We start from the raw sequence: 23322 nt of genomic DNA on the forward strand, positions 1-23322 counted from the left end.
GAAGTAAGTGGAATTTATTGTAGTGCTTAAGAGGTGAGGAAGTCATGGCAAACGCGGATGCGGAAAATTCATCGTCCTATAGCGCATTTGAACGGTTTCTAATTTGGTTTCTCATTCCGTTTGTTTTTACATCCGTCCTGCTTGGGGTATTGCTGACGATTTTTGATTATGACGTTAAAAACGATGTGCTCAAAACGGTAGGGAAAATTCCTTTTGTGGGGAAGGTAATCCCAAGCGCTTATACGAAGTCGGATGCGCCTGCGAGCACAGCGGCAACCAAAGCGCAACCTCAGGATGAAGAAACAAGCAACAAGGCTCAGGAGCAATTGCTGGCGACAGCCAACCAGAAACTTGCCGAGAAGGATGCCGAATTGCAAAAGGCGGAAGCTGACATTATGCAGCGCGACCAAACGATCAAAGAACTGCAGAACCAAAAGAGCTCGCTTGACGAACAGATGAAGCAAAAAGCGCAAAAAGATGAAGAGTATTCCGCTCAAATACAGCAGTTGGCGAGTATGTATGCCAAAATGAATCCGAGCAAATCGGCGCCTATTATGGAGAACTTGACTCCAAGCGAGCAGGTGCTTGTGCTTGGGATGATGAAGCAAGATGACCGGGTGAAAATTTTGGAGAAAATGGACCCCAAAAAGGCCGCTGAAGCTTCGATCATGCTGAAGGATCAAGTTTCCGCCAAGGACCGGGAGCTGGCAGCACTCCAGGAAAGGCTGAAGCAAATGAACGGAGCAGACACTAAGGCGGCAACCAAGCTGACCAAGGATGATTTAGGCAGCACTTTCGCTAATATGACGCCGAAAAGTGCGGCAACGGTGCTTTTGGAAATGCAAAACAATAGTCCGGACAAAGTGATTTCGATCCTGAGTTCCATGGATAGTGCAGGGCGTTCCAAAATTATTACGGCAATGTCGGAGCAGTCGAAGGAAACCGCTGCGTTGATTTCCGCCAGACTTGCTCAGTAAACCGATTTGAAGGGAGGTGAAACTAAACATGGATATTCAATTGCAAACCCCGGCCAGCGTTCCTACTGCAGCAGGCACATCGGCAACAAGCGGCGGTGCTTCGAACGGCGGCAAACTTGTAGGAAAAGTTTCCGATCTTATTGGCGGCGGCGCATCGTTTGGCAATGCACTTCATGCTGCGTTAACCAATGCGGACGGCAGCCCGGTAAATACGGAGGCGTTGTCTGTGCCGGAATTAATTCAACTGATTACTTCCGCAATGCCGAACATTCAGCAGCAGCCAGGGGATCAACAACCCACTGTGCAAAAGTTAACGGAAGGCATCAAGAACCTGCTCAAGGTGCTTGATAAAGATCAGGACCAGGCCAATCAACTTGTTTCCGACGATGCAATGCAGCAGTTGCTTGCGCAAATCCAAGCTTTCTTAGTCGCTTTGCCGCAAAGCCAAACGCCGGACTTGACGACACCGTCAGAAGCGGACGAAACGGCGGGTCAAGGAACCGACGATACGCTTTTGGAAGCATTGGACAGCAGTTTGTTTGTTCCTTTGTTCCAGCCAGTGGCGAAGCAGGGCGCTCAGGAGCAAGATCAGGTCGATGGCGGCGAGACCGTGCAATCGCCATCCCAGCAGTCCGTTCAACCATTCCGATTGCAGGATGCAAAGGAGCTTTTGGCAGTATTTGCGGCTGTGCTGCCGTATACGGCTGACAAGCAGGAAACGGGCAGTTTACTGCAAAATGTGCAGCAGGCATTAAACGAAATTCAGCCCAAGCTTGCACAACTCACAACGAAGAAACAGCAGCCTGCCGAAAAATCGACTGAGACTTCCGGCGCAACTGCAAATTCGAACATTGAGACTGTGATTACTGCAAGCCCTGTGAAATCAAAGCTGGAGTTTCTTGCGGCAAGAGCGGCCATTCCGGTAACCTTCAAGCAATCCGTTCAACAGCAAGCTCAGGAAGCGGCGCCACAGGATGACAAGACGCAAGGGTTGGATCAACCCGTTGCCGTTCATGATTTTCTGAAAACATTTAATCCGAAAGACGATACCATTAAGCTCCCGGCCCAGCCAGTTCCGGTGCAGCGTTTTGCAGAAGAAATGTCGCAATTCGTGGTGAAAAATATGAAGCTGACGGTTGCTAACGGATTATCCGAAGCGAGAATCTCATTGGCTCCGCAGCATCTTGGCAATGTCGACATTCGAATTACTATCCATAACGGACAGGTTGTTGCCCAATTCCTCGCAGATACGGCGATTGGCAAAGAAATGTTGGAAAGCCAGATGAATCAGCTGCGCGCAAGCTTGCAAAGCCAAGGCGTTCAAGTGGATAAGCTCGAAGTTGCGCAAAGCCAGAACGTTCAATCCGGCATGTTCCAAGATCCTCGCCAGCAGCAATCGCAGCAGCAAGGACGTCAGACCAGAGGCAACAAAAACAATAACTCCGGATTTGACAACGCCGCTGAAGATGCGGTTAAAGAAATCGATTCTGCAGCGCCGGCATCAACCGACGGCGGTTCGATTGACGTGACAGCATAAATTAAGGAAACCATTTCATGTCATGGCGGGAGGTGAACAGATTGTCCGATGCGATAAGCACCAAAAATGTATGGCCCAATTATTCTCAAACAAACATAAAAAATGTGAATACTGCCGCCACTGATAAGTCTAAAAGCACGGTAGGCAAGGACGATTTTTTGAAAATATTGATTACGCAGCTGAAAAACCAGGATCCGTCCCAGCCTCTTGAAGATAAGGAATTTATTGCTCAAATGGCGCAGTTTACATCGGTTGAGCAGTTAACCAACATGAGTAACGAAATGAAACTGCTGCGTCAATCGCTTGGTTTCGCTTCGGGCCTTATCGGCAAGAACATTGCATGGACGCTAACCGATTCGAACGGGCAGAGCGTCAGTAAATCGGGCTTGGTTGATTCGATTACTGTAAAAGACGGCGTGCAATACGCTATGGTGAAAGGGGAGAAAATTCCTCTGGATCAAATTTCACAGATTTCGAATGCAGAGGAATCCAAATGACCGATAGAATATCGATAGGGCATTTGTATCCAAACGTAGGCTCAATAACTCCTGTCAGACGAAGCGATACAGCCGGTACTGCGGATCCATCCGCTGCAGGCCCATCTTTTCAAAGCGTGCTGCAAAATTCCCTGGTAAAATTCAGCCATCATGCAGAACAGAGGCTGCAGCAAAGAGGTATTCAATTAAAGCCCGAGCAGCTGGCCAAAATTCAATCCGCGATTGATAAAGCGGATTCCAAAGGGGCCAAAGATTCACTTATGCTGTTAAACGATATGGCTTTAATCGTTAATATTCAAAATCGTACGGTTGTGACCGCCATTGACGGTTCGTCTCTGAAAGATAACATTTTTACGAAAATCGACAGTGCCGTTATCATCTCGTAATCCTTTATTCATGAAGGGCTGGCCCGCAAGGAAGCCCATTGAACTGCCGATCGACTGAAGCAGTTCCAACTTTCACATTTGTATCAAGGAGGACAGGAACTCATGTTAAGATCGTTATATTCGGGCGTTTCCGGTATGAAAGGCTTCCAAACGAAGCTGGACGTAATCGGCAACAACATTGCGAACGTGAATACCATCGGTTTTAAAGCGGGCCGAGTGATGTTCAAAGATATTTTAAGCCAGACCGTTGCAGGTGTCACCGCTCCGACCGATACGACAGGTGGCGTTAACTCCAAGCAAATCGGTCTTGGCGTTACGGTCGGCGCGATCGATACGATTCATACCCCGGGCAGCGCAATGACAACCAACCAGGTGACGGACTTGCGGATTGACGGCGACGGATTTTTTGCGATCGCGCCGGACAGCGACACGATCGATCAACCGTATTTGACCCGCGCCGGTAACTTCACGCTTGACCCTACAGGCAAATTGGTTACCTCTGACGGTATGCTCGTTATGGGTACTGCGGGCACTCCTATTACGTTAGATCTTACAACGGTTACAGCTTTTACAATCGCTCAGAACGGTTCGATTATCGCAGTTAACCAAGATGGAACCTCCTCCATTACTGATCAGCAAGTAGCGGTGGTGAAGGTGGCCAATCCGTCGGGCCTGGAGAAAATCGGTGGCAACTTGTACCGGGCAACTCCAAACTCAGATCCGGAAGGCACGACGGTTGACTATGCGGCTTCTCTTGCCAGCGACACGACCCGTGGTACAGGCGCTATCATTTCCGGACAACTTGAGATGTCCAACGTGGATTTGACCTCCGAGTTTACCGAGATGATCGTCGCTCAGCGCGGTTTCCAAGCGAACTCCCGTATCATCACCACATCGGACGAGGTGCTCCAGGAAGTCGTTAACTTGAAGCATTAATGGAATAACGGGGGAGTTTTTTCTCCCCCTTACTTTTAAGTAAGACGGAGGGGCTAATGATATCTGTAAGCCGATTAAACGGCAAGAAAATTATCGTTAACGCATTGCTGATCGAGACGATTGAAGAGACCCCCGACACCTTGATTACGCTGATAAACGGCAAGAAAATTCTAGTTCTCGAATCGCTGGACGTTGTGATAAGCTTAAGTCAAACTTACATACAGTCGATTGGAGCCGTCAATGCGACAATAAAGAGCTTGAATTCGGAGGGGTTGTAGTTGTTTAAAAGTAAAGTTTTTATTATGGTGGTTGCTATACTGATCGCTATAACCTTAATCTTGACGGCTGCCTTCGTATTATGGAATTATATGGACAATTCGGGTCAAGATCCAGGTCAGTTGGCGCAAACGTCAGCTAAAGAAGCCAAGACCGGCAAAAAGCTTTCCGCCGATCAAGTGAAAGAAAATACTTACATAATTAAAGATGTGCTTACGAATTTGGCCGGCAACGAGAAGTTTATTAAAGCAAGCTTTGCATTCGAGCTTGAAAATGCAAAAGCAAAAGATGAATTTGAGAAGCTTGATTTTAAAATGAAGGCGATTATTATTCAGACCTTAGCCGACATGACCCCGGAGCAAATTCAAGGAAGCAAAGGTGCAGATCAATTAAATGCTGCCTTAATGAATAAAATGAATCCGCTCCTTACTAAGGGGAAATTGACGCAAATCTGGATTACCGATAAAGTGCTTCAATAATTTTCATGAATTTGAACCGGCTTAAAGGGGGTGACTCTTATGGTGGATGTATTATCACAAAACGAGATAGACGCTTTGCTTGCTGCACTTTCATCAGGTGAAATGGACGCGGAAGAGCTCAAAAAAGAAGATACGCAGAAGAAGGTCAGAGCTTACGATTTTAAACGCGCGGTCCGTTTCTCCAAAGATCATATTCGCAGTTTAACCCGAATTCATGAAAACTTCGCTCGTTATTTGACGACATACTTTTCGGCTCAGCTGCGTACCTTCGTGCAAATTAGCGTCGTTCAAGTGGAACAGCTGCCTTATGACGAATTTATACGTTCCATCCCCAAGATGACGATTTTGAACATTTTTGAGGCGGAGCCTTTAGAGGGAAGAATGGTTCTGGAAGTTCATCCCAATGTCGCATTTGCCATGTTGGATCGGTTGCTCGGCGGTTCAGGCACCTCACCTTCGAAGATTACCGCTCTTACGGAAATAGAAACGATTGTGATGGAGCGCATTTTCAGCAGAGCGTTCGAAAGTCTTCAAGAAGCATGGAAAACGGTAGTTGATCTTTCACCGCGACTGGAAGCTTTGGAAACAAATCCGCAGTTCATGCAGATTGTTTCGCCTAACGAGACGATTGCGCTGATCTCCTTAAGCACCAAGATTGGCGATACAACAGGCATGATTAACCTTTGTATCCCGCATGTGGTCATCGAACCGATTATGCCGCGGTTATCCGTTCATCACTGGTTCGTATCGCAGAAAAAAATGCGGGCGCCTGAAGAAATCACAGCGCTGCAGTCCAGATTGCAAAGAGCGAAGCTTCCTATAATAGCCGAGCTGGGCAGTTCCGTCATTTCAGTGCACGAATTTTTAAATTTAAGTCCAGGCGATGTCATTTCGTTAAATCGCGTTGTCGACGAGCTGCTGGATATACGCATTGGCGAAAAACTCAAGTTTAAAGGAACCCCGGGAACTCATAGAGGGAAAACGGCTGTGCAGATTTCCGAGATCATCAGTGAAGGAGTAGAGGAGAATGACGAATAATAAGGATTATTTGTCACAAGAGGAAATTGACGCTTTGCTCAGACAAACATCAGATGACAGTTCCGGGGATAGTTCCTTTTTCGGATTAACCGTGGATAATTACTTGACATCGTTAGAGCAAGATGCATTAGGAGAAATCGGCAATATTACTTTCGGCAGCGCGGCTACTGCCTTATCGACGCTGCTGGGCAAAAAGGTCGATATTACGACACCCAAAGTGTCCGTGATCGCCCAGGAAGAATTGCAAAGCGAATTTCCCAAACCTCATGTAGCGGTACATGTAAACTACGTAGACGGCTTTCATGGCATAAACCTTCTTGTTATTAAGACCAGAGATGCACAAGTCATCGCCGATTTAATGATGGGCGGAGACGGACACGTTCAAGATGGCGCGGAATTAAGCGAAATCCATATTAGTGCCGTACAAGAGGCCATGAACCAAATGATGGGTTCATCCGCAACGTCGATGTCAACCATTTTTAACAGATTCGTCAACATCTCGCCTCCGGGAATCGATATTTTGAATCCAACCGATGGCGAAGGCGTCGAATCGCTACCTCGCGAAGATGTATTTATTAAAGTGTCCTTCAGATTAGCGATAGGAGACTTAATAGATTCAACTATAATGCAGCTGCTTCCGGTTCAATTTGCTAAAGACATGGTCGCCATTTTGCTGGGCGGCAGCGATGTTGCAGAAACGCCGGCTCCGGCTCCAGCGCCGAAAGAAACAGCTGCGATGCCGGCCGCCCCGAATAATTCGTATAGTGCGCCGGTACCCGATCCGTATGCGCAGCCAAACCCTTACGGTTATCAGCAGCCGCCAGACCAGCAAATGTACGCGCAGCCGTATCCGATGGCTCCACAGCCGCCGATGTATCAACAACAGCCGCCGTACCCGCCGCAGCAACCGATGTATCCGCCACAGCAGCCCATGGCGCCGCAACAGCCGATGTATGCACCGCCGCCGCCCGCGTCTTACGGTGCTATGAACCGTAACGTCAATGTACAGCCCGCGCAATTTTCAGGGTTCGGTACTGGTGGGTTTTCACAAGCAGAGGAAACAAATCTTAATCTATTACTGGACATTCCTCTTAAAGTAACGGTAGAATTAGGCAGGACCCATAAAGTGATTAAAGACATATTGGAATTGTCCCAAGGTTCCATCATCGAACTCGATAAGCTGGCCGGCGAACCTGTTGATATTTTGGTCAATAACAAGCTGATTGCCAAAGGCGAAGTTGTCGTTATCGATGAAAACTTCGGGGTACGGGTTACCGATATTGTCAGTCAGTGGGATCGTATTCAAAAATTGCAATAAATATAATTTTCTCATTCTTAGGAGGACTGTTTACAGATGGCTAACCGAATTCTAATTGTGGACGATGCAGCATTTATGAGAATGATGATCCGTGACATCTTATCAAAAAACGGTTATGAAGTATGCGGTGAAGCTAATGACGGTGCTCAAGCGATCGAAAAGTTCAAAGAACTTCGTCCGGACTTGATTACTATGGACATTACTATGCCGGAGATGGATGGCATCAATGCGTTGAAAGAAATCAAGAAGGTCGATCCTAATGCGAAAGTCATTATGTGCTCCGCGATGGGACAGCAAGCCATGGTTATCGATGCCATTCAAGCTGGCGCCAAAGACTTTATCGTTAAGCCGTTCCAAGCAGACCGTGTTATTGAAGCGATCAAGAAAACATTGGGCTGATTAAAAGGTTTTACAGGGAGGAGTCTATACTTTTAGAGAGGGATGTGTGCTTTGAATAGACTCGGTACCAAGCTATTAGCAAGTGCTGCGGCGGCAAGTACGGTCAATCTGACGGGGGCCATATCGTGTTATGCCGAGGCAGGCTCCGAAACAGGCCTTTCTCCTAAAGGGGGAGTGCCGGAGTTCTATAGCGGAGTAAGCGGTACGGATACGTTTATGATGATCGTACAAGTCATTTTTTTTCTTATTGTTATTATCGGATTGTTCTTGTTAATAATTAAGTTTTTATCCCAAAAAAATAAATTTTTTAGTTTGGGACGTTCCTTTCGATCGTTGGGCGGAGTGCCGCTAGGCGCCAATAAATCGATTCAAGTCATTCAATTGGGGAACTCGCTTTATATCGTAGGGGTTGGAGAAAATATTCAGCTCCTCGATAAAATCGATCAGCTGGACGAAGTGGAAGAAATCAGAGAACTGCTTTCATCATCTGCAAAAACCGGGCAGACATTTGATTCATTCGCCAATTTGTTGAAAAAAATGCGCAAAACGCCGCCGGATGAGGATTTGGACACAGGACTTTCGTTCCAGCAAGTATTTCTAGATAAAATGCAGAATGTCAAAAATCGCAAAGAAATGGTTGAACACATTCTGATGGATGAACAAAAAACAGATCGGTTGAATGATAAATAATGAAGATCAGGTTTGCAATCAACGTTTTTCTGCTGCTTCTCATTGTTTCTTGTCTTTGGATTCAGCCGGTTCTGGCCGCTGACCCGATTCCCGGGATCAATATTGATATTGGCAATTCAAATAGTCCTCAAGGCGCATCCAACACGGTAACGATTCTGATCCTGCTGACGGTGTTGACCATAGCGCCAGGTATTCTGGTTCTTATGACAAGCTTCACCAGAATTATCATCGTACTCGGATTTGTCAGGACTTCGCTGGGAACTCAGCAAATGCCGCCCAATCAGGTGCTGCTTGGCTTGGCGCTGTTTCTCACCTTTTTTATCATGGCGCCGACACTAGGCGAAGTGAATCAAAATGCGCTGCAGCCTTATCTGAATGGGCAGCTGTCGCAAACGCAGGCGCTGGAGAAAGCCTCGATCCCGATTAAAACGTTTATGTTCGAGCATACACGTCAAAAAGATTTAAAGCTGTTTTTGGATTATACGAAAGCGGACCCGCCAAGCGGTGTCGAAGATACGCCGATTACTGCGTTAATTCCCGCATACGCAATCAGTGAACTGAAGACGGCCTTTCAGATGGGATTTATGATTTTTATTCCATTTTTGGTCATCGATATGGTAGTTGCCAGCACATTGATGGCGATGGGGATGATGATGCTGCCGCCCGTCATGATTTCGCTGCCCTTCAAAATTCTGCTTTTTATTATGGTTGACGGATGGTATCTCGTGGTCAAGTCACTTTTGCTCAGCTACAACACATGACGGTTTAATAGGGGGAGAAACTCGTGAGCTCAGAGTTTGTCATCCGCCTTGCAGGTGAAGCGGTTTATACGGTTTTAAAAGCGAGCGCACCGATGCTCGTGCTTGCTTTGGTGGTTGGTTTAATTATTAGTATTTTTCAGGCAACAACGCAGATTCAGGAGCAGACTTTGGCTTTTGTGCCAAAGATCGTCATTGTCCTGTTGTCCGTTCTCATCTTTGGTCCTTGGATTTTAACGACGTTAGTCGAATTTACCTATAATCTGCTGAATAACTTGTACAAGTTTACAAGTTAGGCGAAAAGATCGATATGGAATTCATATCCTTGTACCTTCCTGCCTTTCTGTTGGTTTTTTGTCGAATTTCGGCTTTTTTTGTAGTAGCGCCGGTCTTTTCTTCGCGAAATGTACCGGGAACTTTTAAAATCGGCTTCACTTTTTTTGTCGCTCTGATTGCATTTACTACGGTAGGTTTTTCGAGTCCGGTTTCCTTCGATACGCTGTATTTGCTTTCTATTATACGCGAGCTGCTTGTCGGCATCTGCTTGGGTTTTGTCAGCTATTTGTTTTTTACAGTCGTGCAGATTGCCGGATCGTTTGTCGATATTCAGATGGGTTTTGCGATCGCCAACGTGATCGATCCGATGACAGGGGCTTCCAGCCCGGTGCTCGGCAACTTGAAGTACATGCTGGCGATGCTGCTGTTTTTGGTGTTTAACGGTCACCATCTTCTGTTAAAAGGGATTATGGAGAGCTACACATGGATTCCGTTGTCCAATGACCTGTTCGCCCATATGTACAGCGGTGAGTTGTCCGACTTTATGCTTAAGACGTTTTCAACGGTATTTGCGCTCAGCTTGCAGATGGCGGCTCCGCTTGTCGTTGCTTTTTTTCTGACCGACGTCGGGCTTGGCCTGCTGGCAAGAGTTGCGCCTCAGTTTAATATCTTTGTGCTGGGGATGCCGCTCAAAATACTGTTAGGTTTTATCCTGCTCATTTTGTTGTTTCCAGGCTTCATTTATATTTACGAAGATTTGTTCACTTCGATGTTTCAATCGATGCAAAAGTTGATTGACCTGATGGGCAAATAAAGCGAGGAGGGTTCGTGGTGACACGCTTGGCATTGCAGCTCGATCTGCAGTTGTTTGCCGGAGAAAAGACGGAAGCCGCGACGCCCAAAAAACGTCAGGAAGCACGGGAAAAAGGTCAAGTAGCCAAAAGCATGGAGCTGCCGGCCGCATTTATTTTATTTTTTTCATTCCTGGGTTTTTATTTGTTCGGCGGGTATATGAAGCAGGAAGTCGTTCAAATGTTCAAACAGGTATACAACGATTACTTGTTATGGGATTTAACTGAAGGCAGCACCAGCTTGTTTTTTAATATGCTGATGTTGTATACGCTCAAAATATTGGCACCGATCTTCCTGATTACCGTTGTCATTGCGATATTGGGCAATTATTTGCAGATTGGCTTTCTGCTTACCGGGAAACCGCTGGCACCGCAATTCAGCAAGCTCAACCCGATTGAAGGCGCCAAGAAGATTTTTTCGTTCCGCACGTTGGTCGACTTCCTGAAGTCGGTTTTAAAAATGTCGGTCATTGGCGTTGTCGTATTTACGACCTTGTGGGATCAGAAGAACAGCATCATGGATTTGGCTAGGCTGCCGTTGGAGAGCACATTTGCGTTCACCTCGTCGCTTACGCTGATGCTGGGCATCAAAATCGGACTTGTGTTGATCGTCATTTCGATATTCGATTATATTTATCAGCGATTCGAATACGAGAAAAGCTTGCGGATGTCCAAACAGGACATCAAGGACGAATATAAGAAAACAGAAGGGGACCCCTTAATCAAAGGAAAAATCCGCGAGAAGCAACGAAGAATGGCGCTGCAGCGGATGATGCAGGAAGTTCCCAAAGCGGATGTAGTCATTACGAACCCGACGCATTTTGCGGTTGCTTTAAAGTATGATGCCCAACAGATGCAGGCCCCGGCGGTCATCGCCAAAGGGACGGATTACATCGCTTTAAAGATTAAAGATTTAGCGAAGCAAAACGGGATCGTCATCATGGAAAATAAACCGCTCGCCAGAGCGCTGTATGCGCAAGTGGAAATCGGAGATTCGATTCCCGCGGACTTGTTCCAGGCGGTCGCAGAAATTTTGGCCTATGTTTACAAGATTAAAGGTAAAGCTAATTAGATTACGGAAAGGAGGGCATCTGCAATGAGAGCGAAGGATCTCATCGTGTTAATCGGGGTCATCGGCATCGTACTGATGATGGTGCTTCCGCTTCCCATATGGCTGCTGGATGTCCTGCTCATCGTCAATATATCGATTGCATTATTGATTATTTTGGTCGGTATGAACACCCAAGATGCGCTGGAATTTTCCATTTTTCCTTCATTATTGCTGATTACCACCTTATTCAGGCTTGCGCTTAACGTCTCGACAACCAGAAACATTCTGGCGCATGCAGACGCCGGCAGTGTGGTCAAAACCTTTGGTTCCTTCGTGGCCCAAGGCAATATCGTAGTGGGCTTCGTTGTGTTTCTCATCTTGGTGCTTGTACAGTTTATTGTCATTACCAAAGGTTCTGAGCGCGTTGCCGAAGTTGCAGCCCGGTTTACGCTTGATGCGATGCCGGGGAAACAAATGAGTATTGATGCGGATTTGAATGCAGGTCTAATTAACGAACAGCAGGCTAAAGAACGCAGGGAAAAAATTTCGCGTGAAGCCGATTTTTACGGGGCGATGGACGGTGCCAGCAAATTCGTTAAAGGTGATGCCATTGCCGGCATTATTATTCTGATCATCAACATTTTGGGCGGTTTGATTATCGGGATGTCGATGAAAGGCATGTCGATTTCGGAAGCAGGGGAAATCTACTCCATCCTGACGATCGGCGACGGGTTGGTCAGCCAGATCCCGGCGCTGCTCATTTCTACAGCGGCCGGCCTGATTGTAACCAGAGCGACGTCGGACGGCAATCTAGCTTATGATTTGACGAACCAGATCTTTTCTTATCCGAAGCTGCTTTATATTGTATCAGGTACGATTGCCATATTGGGCATTTTCACACCGATTCACTGGTATATCGCGATTCCCATTGCGGTGCTGCTGGCATTTGCTGCATATAAAATGCAGGAAAAACAAGTGCGCAAGCAAGTCGAAGAGGAGCAGAAGGAAGAAGAGCAGCAAATCGAAGAGGTGCGCAGTCCGGAGAGCGTCATCAGCTTGCTGCAGGTGGACCCGATTGAGTTCGAGTTCGGGTATGGCTTGATTCCGCTTGCGGATACGCAGCAGGGCGGCGATTTGCTTGACCGGATCATTTTGATCCGCCGCCAATGTGCCTTGGAATTGGGCATTGTGGTGCCGGTTATCCGGATCCGGGACAATATCCAGCTGAAGCCTAATGAATATGTAATCAAAATTAAAGGCAATATGGTTGCGCGCGGCGAGCTGCTGCTGAATCATTATTTGGCTATGAGCCCGGGATATGACGATGATTCCATTCATGGTATCGACACAGTGGAGCCGGCGTTTGGGCTGCCTGCGATTTGGATAGACGAGAATACGAAAGAACGCGCCGAGCTTTCCGGATACACCGTCGTGGACCCGCCTTCGGTTGTGGCGACTCATTTGACTGAAGTCGTGAAGAAACACGCCTATGAGCTGATCGGACGCCAGGAAACACGGGCTCTTATCGAAAATGTCAAGGAAAGTTACCCGGCGCTGGTGGACGACATTATCCCAAGCGTGTTGTCCGTCGGAGATATTCAGAAGGTGCTCTCCAAGCTGCTCAAGGAAAAAATATCCGTCAGGGACTTGGTCACAATCCTGGAAACGTTGGCCGATTACGGTTCTTATACAAAAGACCCGGATATTTTGACGGAATATGTCAGACAAGCTTTGTCCAGGCAGATTACTCAGCAGTATGTCGCAACCGGCGATACGCTCCGTGTCATCACGGTAGGTCCGACACTCGAGAAGAAACTGGCCGAATCGGTTCAGCAAAGCGATCAAGGCACATACCTGGCGCTCGATCCGACCTCGTCGCAAATTATTTACCAGCGTCTCAGTGAGCAAGTCAACAATTTGCTGCAGTCCGGGCAACAACCGATTGTGCTTACTTCGCCAACCATCCGGATGTATCTGCGTCAACTGCTCGATCGGACGATGCAGGATATTCCGGTTCTATCCTACAGCGAGTTGGAACCGAGCGTTGAAATTCAAAGCATGGGGGTTGTCAACTTATGAGGGTAAAGCGATACGTGGTTGATTCAATGCCGGATGCGCTCCAACAAATCAGAACGGATTTAGGCAAAGACGCAGTCATATTAAATACGAAAGAAATTCGCTCCGGCGGGTTTCTCGGTTTTTTTTCCAAGAAAAAAATCGAGGTGATCGCCGCAACGGACAACTCGGCTGCTGCGGCACCCGCCGCAAATTCAGCAGCCTCTCAAATCAGCAAAAATATTGCAGCCGTTCAAAGGCAGGTAGCCGCTATGGCCCCTGCCGTTACGAGTCCCAGCACTCCAGCCGGGGTGAACCCGTACGCTGCAGCGATGAAAAAGCCGCCGGCTCCGGTGGCTATTATCGATGAAAGCAAAGATTCTACGCAAGCCAAGCTGTCTCTTTTTTCCGAGCAGCCGTCGCCTCCTCCTAAAGCTCCGCCCGTTCAGCAGGAACAGCGTTCTTTTGCCGCACCTGTTCATAACGAGCATGTTTTGCTGGAAGAAATTAAGCAGATGAAAGAAATGATGGTTAAGCTCTCACAGCAGCGAATGCCTGCGAATCTGCCCCCTGTGCTGCAGATGCTGGAAGAGAAGCTGCTGCATCAGGAAGTGGACCCGCAAATCGTAGATCAGATTATCCATTCGATCCAGATCGAAGCGGAGCAGCAAGGCGCCGCGGAAATTACCGAATCGTTTGCAATGGCCTCCGTTCGCCGCCAGCTTAACGAACTGATTCGTACCGGCGGCAGTAAAAACATCGCAGCCGATACGCAAATCGCCCATTTTGTGGGGCCGACCGGAGTGGGGAAAACGACAACGATTGCGAAGCTGGCCGCAGAGCAGGTACTGAAATATCATCGCAAGGTCGGTTTTATCACTTCCGATACGTACCGGATTGCTGCGGTGGAGCAGTTGAAAACGTACGGAACGATCCTCAATGTGCCGCTAGAGGTCGTATTTTCTCCCCAAGACCTGACAAGAGCGTTTAAGCAGTTGGAGGACCGGGACATAATTTTCATGGATACGGCAGGGCGCAATTTCCGAAATGAGATGTACGTTTCCGAATTAAATGCGCTGCTGCAATCCAAAGGTAAAAGCGAGACGTTCCTGGTGCTTAGCCTAACGACCAAATATAAGGATATGAGAGCAATAACCAATAACTTCACCCGCTTCAAGCTGGACAAAGTGTTGTTCACAAAGATGGATGAAACCGATACATATGGAGCGCTTGTTAACCTGGTCAAAGAGTTTGGCTTGCAGCTTTCTTATGTGACTAACGGACAGGGAGTGCCTGACGACATTATTGAAGTGAATGAGCAGCATATCATCGACCTGATATTGGAGGAGCGCATTCATGAGTGATCAGGCGGAAGGTTTGCGTAATCTTGTCCAGTCGCGCAGCGAGATACCGGAGAGACGGACCCGAATCATTACGGTCACCAGCGGAAAAGGCGGCGTGGGGAAGTCGAATTTCACATTAAACTTTGCCCTCTCATTACAAGCCAAAGGGTACAAGGCGCTGGTGTTCGACGCGGATATCGGTCTCGCGAATATTGACGTTTTGCTGGGCATTACGGCGAAGTACAACTTGTATCACCTGCTCAAAAAAGAAAAGACGATTTGGGAAATCGTTCAGACTGCGCCGGGCGGCTTGCAATTTATCGCCGGGGGATCGGGGTTTAACGATTTGATCCGACTTTCGGAAGAGGAAGTCGATTATTTCGCCGAGCAGGTCAACCAGTTGAACGGCCACGTGGACTTCATTATTTTTGATACGGGGGCCGGCCTGTCGAAGGAAACGCTCAAATTTATTCTGGCCGCCGAAGAAACGATTGTTGTCACAACACCTGAACCGACTTCGATTACGGATGCCTATGCGATCATTAAAATGGTCAACTCGATGGAGTACAAGGTGAATTTTAAGCTTGTTGTCAACCGGGTGACGGATTTTAAAGAAGGCAAGCATACCGCCGACAAGATCAGCTTGGTGGCTAAACAATTTTTGCAGCTGGACATTCCGACGCTTGGTTACGTTGAAGACGACAACAGCGTGTCCAAAGCGGTTAAAAAGCAGGTGCCGTTTACAATCGCGTTTCCACATTGTGCGGCTTCCAAAAGCATTCAGGAGTTGGCCGACACGTTCATTACCAAGCAGCAGGTACCGGATACGGGCGCAAACGCCGTCAAAGGGTTTATCCATAAGATGATGCGGTTGATGAAAAAGTAATAAAGGCAAGAGATTCATCTGTTGATGACAGCATAGAGGAGTTGAGCCTATGTCGCCATATAACGTGCTTGTCGTAGACGATTCCATCTTTATGAGAAAGATGATATCGGATTTGATCTCGGAGGATCCCGCATTCCGGGTTATCGATACGGCTAAAAACGGTAAAGAGGCGTTGGAGAAAATTAAAACGGTAAGACCCGATGTAGTGACCATGGATGTGGAAATGCCGATCATGAACGGGCTGGAAGCTTTGCAGCAAATCATGAAGGAAAATCCGACACCGGTTATTATGTTAAGCAGCCTGACCCAAGAAGGGGCTGCGGAAACGATTAGGGCGCTTGAGCTTGGCGCCGTCGATTTTGTCCGCAAGCCATCCGGTTCGATCTCCCTGGATATATACAAAGTTCGGGATGCGCTGCTCGACAAGTTGAGATTGGCCGTTAAGACGAATATGAAAAAAATGTCGCCGAATGTGGTGCAGGCTCCGCCGCCCAGCATAATCAAACCTTCGGTTGAGGCGTCTCCGCTGACCCAGGAAAGAAGCATTCGATTCAATCATCTCGTTGCAATCGGAACTTCTACAGGAGGACCGCGCGCACTGCATCAAGTGCTTTCACATATACCCGCGAATTTTGCCGCACCGATTGTAGTCGTACAGCATATGCCGCCGAATTTCACGAAGTCGTTGGCTCAGAGGCTCGATTCGGTGTCCGCCATTCGCGTTGTCGAAGCGGAAGATGGATTGCCGCTGCAAAGCGGTACGGCTTACATCGCTCCGGGCGGCATGCATATGGTCGTCGTTCGTGATGGAACAAAAGCCTATCGCGTTCGATTGACAAAAGACGAGCCGAGGTCGGGGCATCGTCCTTCGGTCGACATGTTGTTTGAATCGCTGCTTCCGCTCACCGAGCTGCAGCGGCATATAGTGCTGATGACAGGCATGGGCAGCGACGGCGCCAAAGGAATGGCCGCGCTCAAACGATCCGGCGCGGTGACAACCATAGCGGAATCGGAGGAAAGCTGCATCGTATACGGCATGCCGCGGGCTGCGGTTGAGCTGCAGTGCGTGACCGATATTTTGCCTCAGCACCTCGTTGCTCAGAAGTTATCTCTTGTTGTATCCTCATAGCCGGGGACGACCCGCGCGCGTTCTAAATCGCATCTTAAGCAACTACTATGGAGGTGTATGGTTTTGGAAATGAATCAATACCTTTCAATGTTCATTGATGAGTCGAGGGACCATTTGCAGGCATTGAACGATAATCTGCTCAACCTGGAAAGCAGTCCCCAGGACATTAGCATCGTGCAAAATATTTTTCGTTCCGCTCACACGCTGAAAGGGATGTCGGCGACAATGGGGTTTGAAGATATAGCCTCCTTGACGCACGAAATGGAAAATGTGCTTGATATGGTGCGTAACCATAAAACGGAAATGAACCCGTTTATATTCGATTGCTTGTTTAAAGGTACGGATGCGCTGGAATCGATGGTTGACGATATTATCCAAGGCGGTACCGGTAAAGCGGACGTATCGGAGATTGTAACGGCGCTCAAATCGATCGTTTCGGGCGATTATTTGAAGTCGGGCTCTCAGGCCTCCGCTCCTGCGCAAAAAGCGGGAAATCAGGCCGCAGAATTGGATGAGTTTCAAATATCCATTATTGGCCAGTCTATTGAGGCGGGGCATCAAGTATTTCACATTGTAGTCGCAGTAAGAGACGATTGCGTGCTGAAGGCCGCAAGGGCATATATGGTGTTTGATCTGCTCGAGCGCAACGGCGAAGTCATCAAATCGACTCCTTCTGTTGAAGAAATCGAGCAGGAAAAATTTGAGAAGTCATTTGCCGTCTATTATATTTCGCAGCTGGATCAGGCCAGTCTCGAACAGCAGGTCGGCAATGTTTCCGAGATTGAATCGGTGAAGGTGACGCCGATTACCGCCGAATCGCTGACCAGCTTGCAGCAAGCGGGAAGCGAAGCAGCTGTGGCTGCGGCGCCTGCCGCGCCTGTTGAAGCGGCGGCTGCGGCAGCCCCGGCGAAAGCTCCGGACCAGCCGAAAAAAGAAGCGGCGGGCGGAGCTCCCGTAGCGAACCGCACCATCCGCGTCGATATCGAGCGACTTGACGTGCTGATGAACCTGTTCAGCGAATTGCTGATCGACCGGGTGCGTCTGGAGCAGCTGGCCAGCGAAATCCGCCGCAACGATTTGATCGAAACGGTGGAACATATGACCCGCGTGAGCAGCGACTTGCAAAACATTGTCATGAAGCTGCGGATGGTGCCCGTCGATACCGTATTCAACCGCTTCCCGCGGATGGTGCGCGACGTTGCGAAATCGCTGGAGAAAAAGATCGACCTCGTCATTACCGGCGCGGATACCGAGCTTGACCGCACGGTTGTTGATGAAATCGGCGATCCGCTTGTGCATTTGCTGCGCAACGCGGTCGATCATGGCATTGAGATGCCGGCAGTGAGAGCGGCGGCCGGAAAAAGTGAAACCGGAACCGTGTGGCTGCGCGCTTACCACAGCGGCAATCATGTTTTCATCGAAATCGAAGAAGACGGCGCCGGTATCAACAAGGATAGAGTGTTAAAAACCGCGTTGAAAAACGGAGTCGTTACTCAGGAGCAAGCGGCGAAGTTAACGGAAGAAGAAATCCACAAGCTGATTTTTGCATCGGGTTTTAGTACGGCCGATAAAATATCGGATATTTCCGGAAGAGGCGTCGGGTTAGACGTCGTGAAGACCAAGATTACGAGCCTTGGCGGCCAGGTGCATATCGACTCCAAGCTGGGACGGGGCACGAAGTTTTCGGTCCAGCTGCCGCTTACGCTTTCGATTATTTCGGCGATGCTGATTCGTCTGAAATCGGAGAAATACGCCATTCCGCTTTCATCGATTGTGGAAACCGCAGCGGTTCAGAAATCCCAGATCCGCAACGTGCATGGCAACAAAATGGTCGATTTCCGCAACAGTGTCATACCGCTTATTTCTACAGCGGAATTGTTTGAAGTGCCGGATGCGGGGGAAGAAACAAGCGGCGATGTGCAGATCGTTGTCATCCGTAAAGGCGAGAAGCTGGCTGCGATGGTGGTGGATGAATTTATCGGCCAGCAGGAAATCGTCTTAAAGACGCTTGGCAAATACTTAACCAATTTGTTCGCAGTCTCCGGGGCAACGATACTGGGCGACGGCCAAGTCGCGCTGATTATCGACACCAATGCCTTAATTAAATAATGAACCGCAGCATTATACATATTCGGCCAAAACTTTGAGGAGGCAGTGACCATGGGAGAAGAGGTTAAAGTAATTGTGTTCGCTTTAGCTCATGAGGAATACGGTGTCGAGGTAGAAAAAGTACGCACCATTGAAAGAATGCAGCCGATGACGCGTGTGCCCAAAACGCCCGCTTTTATTAAAGGCGTGATCAATCTGCGGGGCGTCGTTGTACCCGTTCTCGATTTAAGAGGCCGCTTCGGCTTTGCGGAAGCGGAATACACGGACAATACAAGAATTATTATCGTTGCCGTCGGCGATATCGAGGTTGGTTTAATCGTCGATTCCGCTAATGACGTGATTGATGTCGATACGGACGCTATCGAGGATCCGCCGGAAATCGTCGGGGGCATCAAAGCCAAGTATTTGCGGGGGATCGCGAAAATTGGCGACGATCGCCTGTTGATCCTGCTGAACTTGTCCGAGGTGCTCAATAAAAGCGAAATCATTCAACTAGAACAAATAGAGGAGTAGATCCGTGGAGTCCTTTAAGCAATTTGCCGATTTTCAAATGGATGTACTGAAGGAAGTGGGAAATATCGGCGCGGGTCATGCGGCAACGGCATTGTCCAAACTTTTGGATAAGCCGGTGGATATGCTTGTGCCGAAGGTGAGAATGGTCGCTTTCGAGGAAATCGCCGACAGTGTCGGCGGCTCCGAGGAGGTGGTTATCGCCATTTTTCTTCGAGTCGTCGGCGAGACACCGGGCAATCTGTTTTTTATCATGACCCTTGATTCCGCCAAGAAGCTTTTGAAAAAGCTAGTCGGACTCGAAGTGGTGGACGAAGACAGCTACTCGGAAATGGAACTGTCCGCTTTAAACGAAATCGGGAATATTTTGGCGGGCTCGTATTTGTCTTCCCTAGCGGACTTTACGAATTTAAACATGTCACCCACCGTTCCTTCATTAGCTATCGATATGGCCGGGGCCATTTTAAGTTATGGCCTGCTGCAATACGGCCAGATGGGAGACGCGGCGCTGCTGATCGATACCAAATTTTTGGAAGGCAACGATGAGGTGGAAGGGCATTTCTTTCTGATTCCCGATCCGGAGTCTTTCGAAAAAATTTTTGTAGCCTTAGGAGTACAATCTCCATGATCCAACAAAATTTTATCAAAGTCGGAATGGCCGACTTAAATGTCGCACATGTAACCGGCGTGTTGAAAACTACAGGGCTTGGATCTTGCGTCGGATTAACGCTCTATGATGCAAAGGCTAAGGTTGCGGGGATGGCTCATGTCATGCTGCCGACATCGGACATCGCCCGGGAAGGTACATTAAATATCGCTAAATACGCCGATACCGCCGTTCCTGAACTCATTCGCAAAATGGTCGCGCTTGGCGCGATGAAATCCCGAATGGAAGCTAAAATGGCCGGTGGGGCACAAATGTTTGCATTCTCGGTAAATTCGGATACGATGCGGATCGGGCCGAGAAACGTGGAATCGACGAAAGAAATGCTGAAATCTTTTTCAATTCCGCTGAAAGCCGAAGATACGGGCGCAAATTACGGAAGAACAATTGAGTTTGATTGCGAAACCGGCATATTAGTCATACGCAGCGTACAACAAGGGGTAAAGGAATTGTAGCTTATGATAGGATCCATTCGTTGGAATCTGGTGTTGGGACTTATTACTTTCATATGCACGGGCTTGTTTTCATTTTCAAGCAATATTTGGACGACGACGCTTTTAAACAGCGTCTACAGCTTTGTGCTTGTTTTTGCCCTTGTTTTTCTGGTTCGCTGGTTCTTGGGTACCGTCATCGGATTAAACAAAGTGCTGGCCGAAGAAACGGAGCTTAGCCAAGCGGAAGAAGCTATAAAAGGAACGGCTCTGGATGTCGTTACTCCGGATGAAGGCGACTCGATTAATCAATTGCTTAAAGACGGGCTGGGGCCGCAAGCCAAAAGCAATGACGACAGCTTTGCTCCGCTTGCTCCGCCTAAGCTCAAATCAAAAACAGATCTGGAACCGGATGATTTGGCTAAAGCCTTGCGTCAAATGTCTGAAGAGTAAGGATGGTGAACGCATTCGTGATTCCGAACAAATCGCATCTGGCCAATATCGATGTATGGAAACAATGGAAAGAAGAAGGTTATATCGCAGCGAAACAAGCGCTGATCGAGAACTATTTGCCGCTCGTCGAGTATGTGGTGGGCAGGCTTGCCATTGGCTTACCTAAAAATATTTCTAAAGAAGATTTATCCAGCTATGGTATAATGGGTTTAATCGACGCCATTGAAAAGTTTGACTACGAGCGGGGGCTTCAGTTTGAAACGTACGCCTCTTGGAGAATCCGCGGCGCCGTGATTGACGGGCTGCGGCAAGGGGACTGGGTGCCGCGTTCCGTTCGGGAGAAGGCCAAGAAAGTCGAAGAAGCTTATCAGAAGCTCGAGCAGAAGTATTTGCGTTCTGTTACAGATGCAGAGATTAGTGATTACTTGCAAGTTAGCGAAAATGAATTCCACCAAATGGTACAGGATATTGCCGTAACGACCATTTGTTCGATAGACGATCCAATTAAAGAAGAAGAATCGGAGACCCGTTTGTCCCTCTTGGTGGATGAGACGGCCAAAAATCCCGAATATAAAGTCAATGAATTTTTTCTGAAGGAGACATTGGCCAAAGCCATTGACCGTTTGACTGAAAAAGAGCGGACTGTTGTCTCATTGTTTTATTACGAGGAGCTTTCCTTAAGTGAAATTGCCGAAGTGATGAATTTGTCGCCATCCAGAATATCCCAGCTTCATTCCAAAGCGATTTTACGATTGAGAGGTTCCCTTGGCCGGATGAAGGTACAGCTATTTCAAGATACGTAAACCTTGGGAAAGGAGTGAGTTTCGATGAGCGACAGCGTGCTTCCGTTGCACTATTATATCACCGTTTCGACTTCGGACGATAAATTAGCTTCTTACATTACATTCAATCACCCCGACGAGGACATTCAATTCTCTTTGGAGGAGCTTGAAGAACTGCTGAGATCAAACCGTATCATTTATGGAATCGACTATGGCAAGCTGGCGCAGATTGCTCATGAGCCTAAAGCATATTATTTAATGGAAGTTGAAGTTGCCAAAGGGGATCGGCCGATTGATGGGAAAAACGGCGAAATCAAGTATTTCTACGATTTGAACAACGATAAAAAAACGCCGTTGGAGCTTGATGACGGCAAGGTGGACTATAAAGAAGTGACCACCATTAACAACGTACGCAAAGGACAGCTGATCGCACAGCGGATTCAGCCGACGGATGGCATCCAAGGCCGCGCGGTTACCGGGGAGGTTTTATTTCCGAAGGCGGGTAAAGAGGCGCGGTTCAAAATCGGCAAAAACGTCGTCATGGACGCTGAGCAGATGCATTTGTACGCTGCGATTGACGGTGTTGTAACCAAAACCGAACGCGATAAGATGAATGTGTTTCCGATCTATGAAGTGAATGGAGACTTGGACTATAAAATCGGCAATATCGATTTTGTCGGCAATGTCGTGATTCGCGGCAACATATTGCCTGGTTTCAAGATCAAATCAGGCGGGGATATCCGGGTTTCAGGCGGGGTCGAAGGCGCCGATCTGGAGGCAGGAGGCTCTATCGAAATCAGCGCAGGCATTTTGGGCCAGAATAAGGCGGTCGTGAAAGCCGGCAAAGATGTGAAGAGCTCTTTCATCCAGGACGCTACCGTGGAAGCCGGGGAGCAAATCATCGTCTCCCAGAGCATTATGCATTCGCAAATCCGCGCCGGTAAAAATGTGATCTGCAAGGGGACCAAAGGCCTCATCGTCGGCGGGGTGGTGCAGGCGGGCGAACGTGTGGTCACCCGGACTGTGGGCAACTCCATGTCAACGGTAACCGTAATCGAAGTTGGCGTCCTTCCGGAGCTGCGAAACGAACTGCAGCAGCTGAGACTCCAGCTGAAAGCAATCGGCGAAAGTTTGGACAAGACGGAGAAGGCGCTTTCATTGCTCGATCAGCTGGCCGCGGTAGGACAACTCGGACCCGATAAAGTATCGATGCGCATTAAGCTCAACCATACGAAAAAACAAGCCCTGGAAGAACAAGCGGCGGGCCGCGAACGTATATTGGAAATAGAGAAGACACTTGAAGATACCGACGCGGCAAGGGTAGAAATAAACTCTACGATCTACGGGGGCGCGAAAGTAGTGATCGGCCGGTATACGAAGTTTGTCAAGGACCCTGCCCGGCATATCGTCTATAAATTATCGGACGGCGATATTATAGCGTCTCCTATGGTTTGATTTTTGTGTCTTACCTAAATATGATTCGGGAGGAAT

The 23322-nt window shown here is 48.2% G+C and carries 26 protein-coding genes; all 26 read left to right on the forward strand.

Features of this window, described 5'->3' with window-relative positions:
- Nucleotides 1-44 precede the first annotated feature (44 nt).
- On the forward strand, nt 45-977 hold the full coding sequence (locus tag EYB31_RS16455) for a MotE family protein (protein WP_131014461.1): 933 nt from the start codon (nt 45-47) through the stop codon (nt 975-977).
- 28 nt (nt 978-1005) lie between these two features.
- A complete protein-coding gene (locus EYB31_RS16460) occupies nt 1006-2514 on the forward strand; it encodes a flagellar hook-length control protein FliK (RefSeq protein ID WP_131014462.1) in 1509 nt (502 codons plus the stop codon).
- Nucleotides 2515-2531: 17 nt separating this feature from the next.
- The gene (locus EYB31_RS16465) at nt 2532-3011 is read left to right on the forward strand and encodes a flagellar hook capping FlgD N-terminal domain-containing protein (RefSeq protein WP_131014463.1); all 480 of its coding nucleotides are present in this window, start codon (nt 2532-2534) and stop codon (nt 3009-3011) included.
- On the forward strand, nt 3008-3397 hold the full coding sequence (locus tag EYB31_RS16470) for a TIGR02530 family flagellar biosynthesis protein (protein ID WP_131014464.1): 390 nt from the start codon (nt 3008-3010) through the stop codon (nt 3395-3397). The genes EYB31_RS16465 and EYB31_RS16470 overlap by 4 nt, the downstream gene beginning before the upstream one ends.
- A 102-nt stretch (nt 3398-3499) precedes the next feature.
- A complete protein-coding gene (gene flgG, locus EYB31_RS16475; RefSeq protein ID WP_131014465.1) occupies nt 3500-4333 on the forward strand; it encodes a flagellar basal body rod protein FlgG in 834 nt (277 codons plus the stop codon).
- Nucleotides 4334-4389: 56 nt separating this feature from the next.
- A complete protein-coding gene (locus EYB31_RS16480; protein ID WP_131014466.1) occupies nt 4390-4611 on the forward strand; it encodes a flagellar FlbD family protein in 222 nt (73 codons plus the stop codon).
- Complete coding sequence (locus tag EYB31_RS16485) at nt 4612-5088, forward strand: flagellar basal body-associated FliL family protein (protein ID WP_131014467.1); 477 nt, start codon at nt 4612-4614, stop codon at nt 5086-5088.
- Nucleotides 5089-5127: 39 nt separating this feature from the next.
- Entirely contained in the window at nt 5128-6126 is a 999-nt protein-coding gene (gene fliM, locus EYB31_RS16490) for a flagellar motor switch protein FliM (protein WP_131014468.1), read from the forward strand.
- Nucleotides 6116-7444: a flagellar motor switch phosphatase FliY gene (fliY, locus tag EYB31_RS16495; RefSeq protein WP_131014469.1), complete on the forward strand. Its 1329-nt coding sequence runs from the start codon at nt 6116-6118 to the stop codon at nt 7442-7444. The genes fliM and fliY overlap by 11 nt, the downstream gene beginning before the upstream one ends.
- 36 nt (nt 7445-7480) lie before the next feature.
- A complete protein-coding gene (locus tag EYB31_RS16500; RefSeq protein WP_131014470.1) occupies nt 7481-7843 on the forward strand; it encodes a response regulator in 363 nt (120 codons plus the stop codon).
- Between the two features lie 51 nt (nt 7844-7894).
- Nucleotides 7895-8533, forward strand: a complete 639-nt coding sequence (locus EYB31_RS16505; RefSeq protein WP_165452449.1) for a flagellar biosynthetic protein FliO — start codon at nt 7895-7897, stop codon at nt 8531-8533.
- Nucleotides 8534-8538: 5 nt separating this feature from the next.
- Nucleotides 8539-9294, forward strand: coding sequence for a flagellar type III secretion system pore protein FliP (gene fliP / locus EYB31_RS16510; protein WP_420819448.1), 756 nt, complete (start codon nt 8539-8541; stop codon nt 9292-9294).
- 23 nt (nt 9295-9317) lie between these two features.
- Nucleotides 9318-9587, forward strand: coding sequence for a flagellar biosynthesis protein FliQ (gene fliQ / locus EYB31_RS16515; RefSeq protein ID WP_131014473.1), 270 nt, complete (start codon nt 9318-9320; stop codon nt 9585-9587).
- A gap of 14 nt (nt 9588-9601) precedes the next feature.
- On the forward strand, nt 9602-10381 hold the full coding sequence (fliR, locus tag EYB31_RS16520; RefSeq protein WP_131014474.1) for a flagellar biosynthetic protein FliR: 780 nt from the start codon (nt 9602-9604) through the stop codon (nt 10379-10381).
- A gap of 17 nt (nt 10382-10398) precedes the next feature.
- Nucleotides 10399-11490: a flagellar biosynthesis protein FlhB gene (gene flhB, locus EYB31_RS16525; protein ID WP_131014475.1), complete on the forward strand. Its 1092-nt coding sequence runs from the start codon at nt 10399-10401 to the stop codon at nt 11488-11490.
- A 24-nt stretch (nt 11491-11514) separates the two neighbouring features.
- Nucleotides 11515-13548, forward strand: coding sequence for a flagellar biosynthesis protein FlhA (gene flhA / locus EYB31_RS16530; RefSeq protein WP_131014476.1), 2034 nt, complete (start codon nt 11515-11517; stop codon nt 13546-13548).
- Entirely contained in the window at nt 13545-14888 is a 1344-nt protein-coding gene (flhF, locus tag EYB31_RS16535; RefSeq protein WP_131014477.1) for a flagellar biosynthesis GTPase FlhF, read from the forward strand. Before flhA ends, flhF begins: the two co-directional genes overlap by 4 nt.
- Entirely contained in the window at nt 14881-15753 is an 873-nt protein-coding gene (locus EYB31_RS16540) for a MinD/ParA family protein (RefSeq protein WP_131014478.1), read from the forward strand. The genes flhF and EYB31_RS16540 overlap by 8 nt, the downstream gene beginning before the upstream one ends.
- A gap of 49 nt (nt 15754-15802) precedes the next feature.
- Nucleotides 15803-16882 carry a protein-glutamate methylesterase/protein-glutamine glutaminase gene (locus EYB31_RS16545; protein WP_131014479.1) on the forward strand — a complete coding sequence of 360 codons (1080 nt, stop codon included), beginning with the start codon at nt 15803-15805 and terminating at the stop codon, nt 16880-16882.
- A gap of 63 nt (nt 16883-16945) precedes the next feature.
- Nucleotides 16946-18991, forward strand: coding sequence for a chemotaxis protein CheA (locus EYB31_RS16550; protein ID WP_131014480.1), 2046 nt, complete (start codon nt 16946-16948; stop codon nt 18989-18991).
- Between the two features lie 51 nt (nt 18992-19042).
- Nucleotides 19043-19504 (forward strand): chemotaxis protein CheW, encoded by a 462-nt coding sequence (locus tag EYB31_RS16555; RefSeq protein ID WP_131014481.1) that lies wholly within the window; start codon nt 19043-19045, stop codon nt 19502-19504.
- A 37-nt stretch (nt 19505-19541) separates the two neighbouring features.
- The gene (locus tag EYB31_RS16560; RefSeq protein ID WP_420819449.1) at nt 19542-20129 is read left to right on the forward strand and encodes a chemotaxis protein CheC; all 588 of its coding nucleotides are present in this window, start codon (nt 19542-19544) and stop codon (nt 20127-20129) included.
- Nucleotides 20126-20620 carry a chemotaxis protein CheD gene (locus EYB31_RS16565; protein WP_131014483.1) on the forward strand — a complete coding sequence of 165 codons (495 nt, stop codon included), beginning with the start codon at nt 20126-20128 and terminating at the stop codon, nt 20618-20620. Before EYB31_RS16560 ends, EYB31_RS16565 begins: the two co-directional genes overlap by 4 nt.
- A gap of 3 nt (nt 20621-20623) precedes the next feature.
- Nucleotides 20624-21049, forward strand: coding sequence for a hypothetical protein (locus tag EYB31_RS16570; protein WP_131014484.1), 426 nt, complete (start codon nt 20624-20626; stop codon nt 21047-21049).
- 17 nt (nt 21050-21066) lie between these two features.
- A complete protein-coding gene (locus tag EYB31_RS16575; protein WP_131014485.1) occupies nt 21067-21852 on the forward strand; it encodes a FliA/WhiG family RNA polymerase sigma factor in 786 nt (261 codons plus the stop codon).
- Nucleotides 21853-21876: 24 nt separating this feature from the next.
- The gene (locus tag EYB31_RS16580) at nt 21877-23286 is read left to right on the forward strand and encodes a DUF342 domain-containing protein (protein WP_131014486.1); all 1410 of its coding nucleotides are present in this window, start codon (nt 21877-21879) and stop codon (nt 23284-23286) included.
- Nucleotides 23287-23322: the final 36 nt, after the last annotated feature.

This window comes from Paenibacillus thalictri (assembly GCF_004307995.1).
Lineage (GTDB): Bacteria > Bacillota > Bacilli > Paenibacillales > NBRC-103111 > Paenibacillus_AF > Paenibacillus_AF thalictri.

Excerpts from the sequence above, each read along its gene's own strand:
- flgG (WP_131014465.1), top strand. The coding sequence starts at position 3,500 with ATGTTAAGATCGTTATATTCGGGCGTTTCCGGTATGAAAGGCTTCCAA.
- EYB31_RS16465 (WP_131014463.1), top strand. The coding sequence starts at position 2,532 with ATGTCATGGCGGGAGGTGAACAGATTGTCCGATGCGATAAGCACCAAA.
- EYB31_RS16570 (WP_131014484.1), top strand. The coding sequence starts at position 20,624 with ATGATAGGATCCATTCGTTGGAATCTGGTGTTGGGACTTATTACTTTC.
- EYB31_RS16580 (WP_131014486.1), top strand. The coding sequence starts at position 21,877 with ATGAGCGACAGCGTGCTTCCGTTGCACTATTATATCACCGTTTCGACT.
- fliM (WP_131014468.1), top strand. The coding sequence starts at position 5,128 with ATGGTGGATGTATTATCACAAAACGAGATAGACGCTTTGCTTGCTGCA.
- EYB31_RS16560 (WP_420819449.1), top strand. The coding sequence starts at position 19,542 with ATGGATGTACTGAAGGAAGTGGGAAATATCGGCGCGGGTCATGCGGCA.
- EYB31_RS16460 (WP_131014462.1), top strand. The coding sequence starts at position 1,006 with ATGGATATTCAATTGCAAACCCCGGCCAGCGTTCCTACTGCAGCAGGC.
- fliY (WP_131014469.1), top strand. The coding sequence starts at position 6,116 with ATGACGAATAATAAGGATTATTTGTCACAAGAGGAAATTGACGCTTTG.
- fliR (WP_131014474.1), top strand. The coding sequence starts at position 9,602 with ATGGAATTCATATCCTTGTACCTTCCTGCCTTTCTGTTGGTTTTTTGT.
- EYB31_RS16470 (WP_131014464.1), top strand. The coding sequence starts at position 3,008 with ATGACCGATAGAATATCGATAGGGCATTTGTATCCAAACGTAGGCTCA.
- EYB31_RS16545 (WP_131014479.1), top strand. The coding sequence starts at position 15,803 with ATGTCGCCATATAACGTGCTTGTCGTAGACGATTCCATCTTTATGAGA.
- EYB31_RS16565 (WP_131014483.1), top strand. The coding sequence starts at position 20,126 with ATGATCCAACAAAATTTTATCAAAGTCGGAATGGCCGACTTAAATGTC.
- EYB31_RS16500 (WP_131014470.1), top strand. The coding sequence starts at position 7,481 with ATGGCTAACCGAATTCTAATTGTGGACGATGCAGCATTTATGAGAATG.
- EYB31_RS16555 (WP_131014481.1), top strand. The coding sequence starts at position 19,043 with ATGGGAGAAGAGGTTAAAGTAATTGTGTTCGCTTTAGCTCATGAGGAA.
- EYB31_RS16480 (WP_131014466.1), top strand. The coding sequence starts at position 4,390 with ATGATATCTGTAAGCCGATTAAACGGCAAGAAAATTATCGTTAACGCA.
- flhA (WP_131014476.1), top strand. The coding sequence starts at position 11,515 with ATGAGAGCGAAGGATCTCATCGTGTTAATCGGGGTCATCGGCATCGTA.
- EYB31_RS16540 (WP_131014478.1), top strand. The coding sequence starts at position 14,881 with ATGAGTGATCAGGCGGAAGGTTTGCGTAATCTTGTCCAGTCGCGCAGC.
- EYB31_RS16455 (WP_131014461.1), top strand. The coding sequence starts at position 45 with ATGGCAAACGCGGATGCGGAAAATTCATCGTCCTATAGCGCATTTGAA.
- flhF (WP_131014477.1), top strand. The coding sequence starts at position 13,545 with ATGAGGGTAAAGCGATACGTGGTTGATTCAATGCCGGATGCGCTCCAA.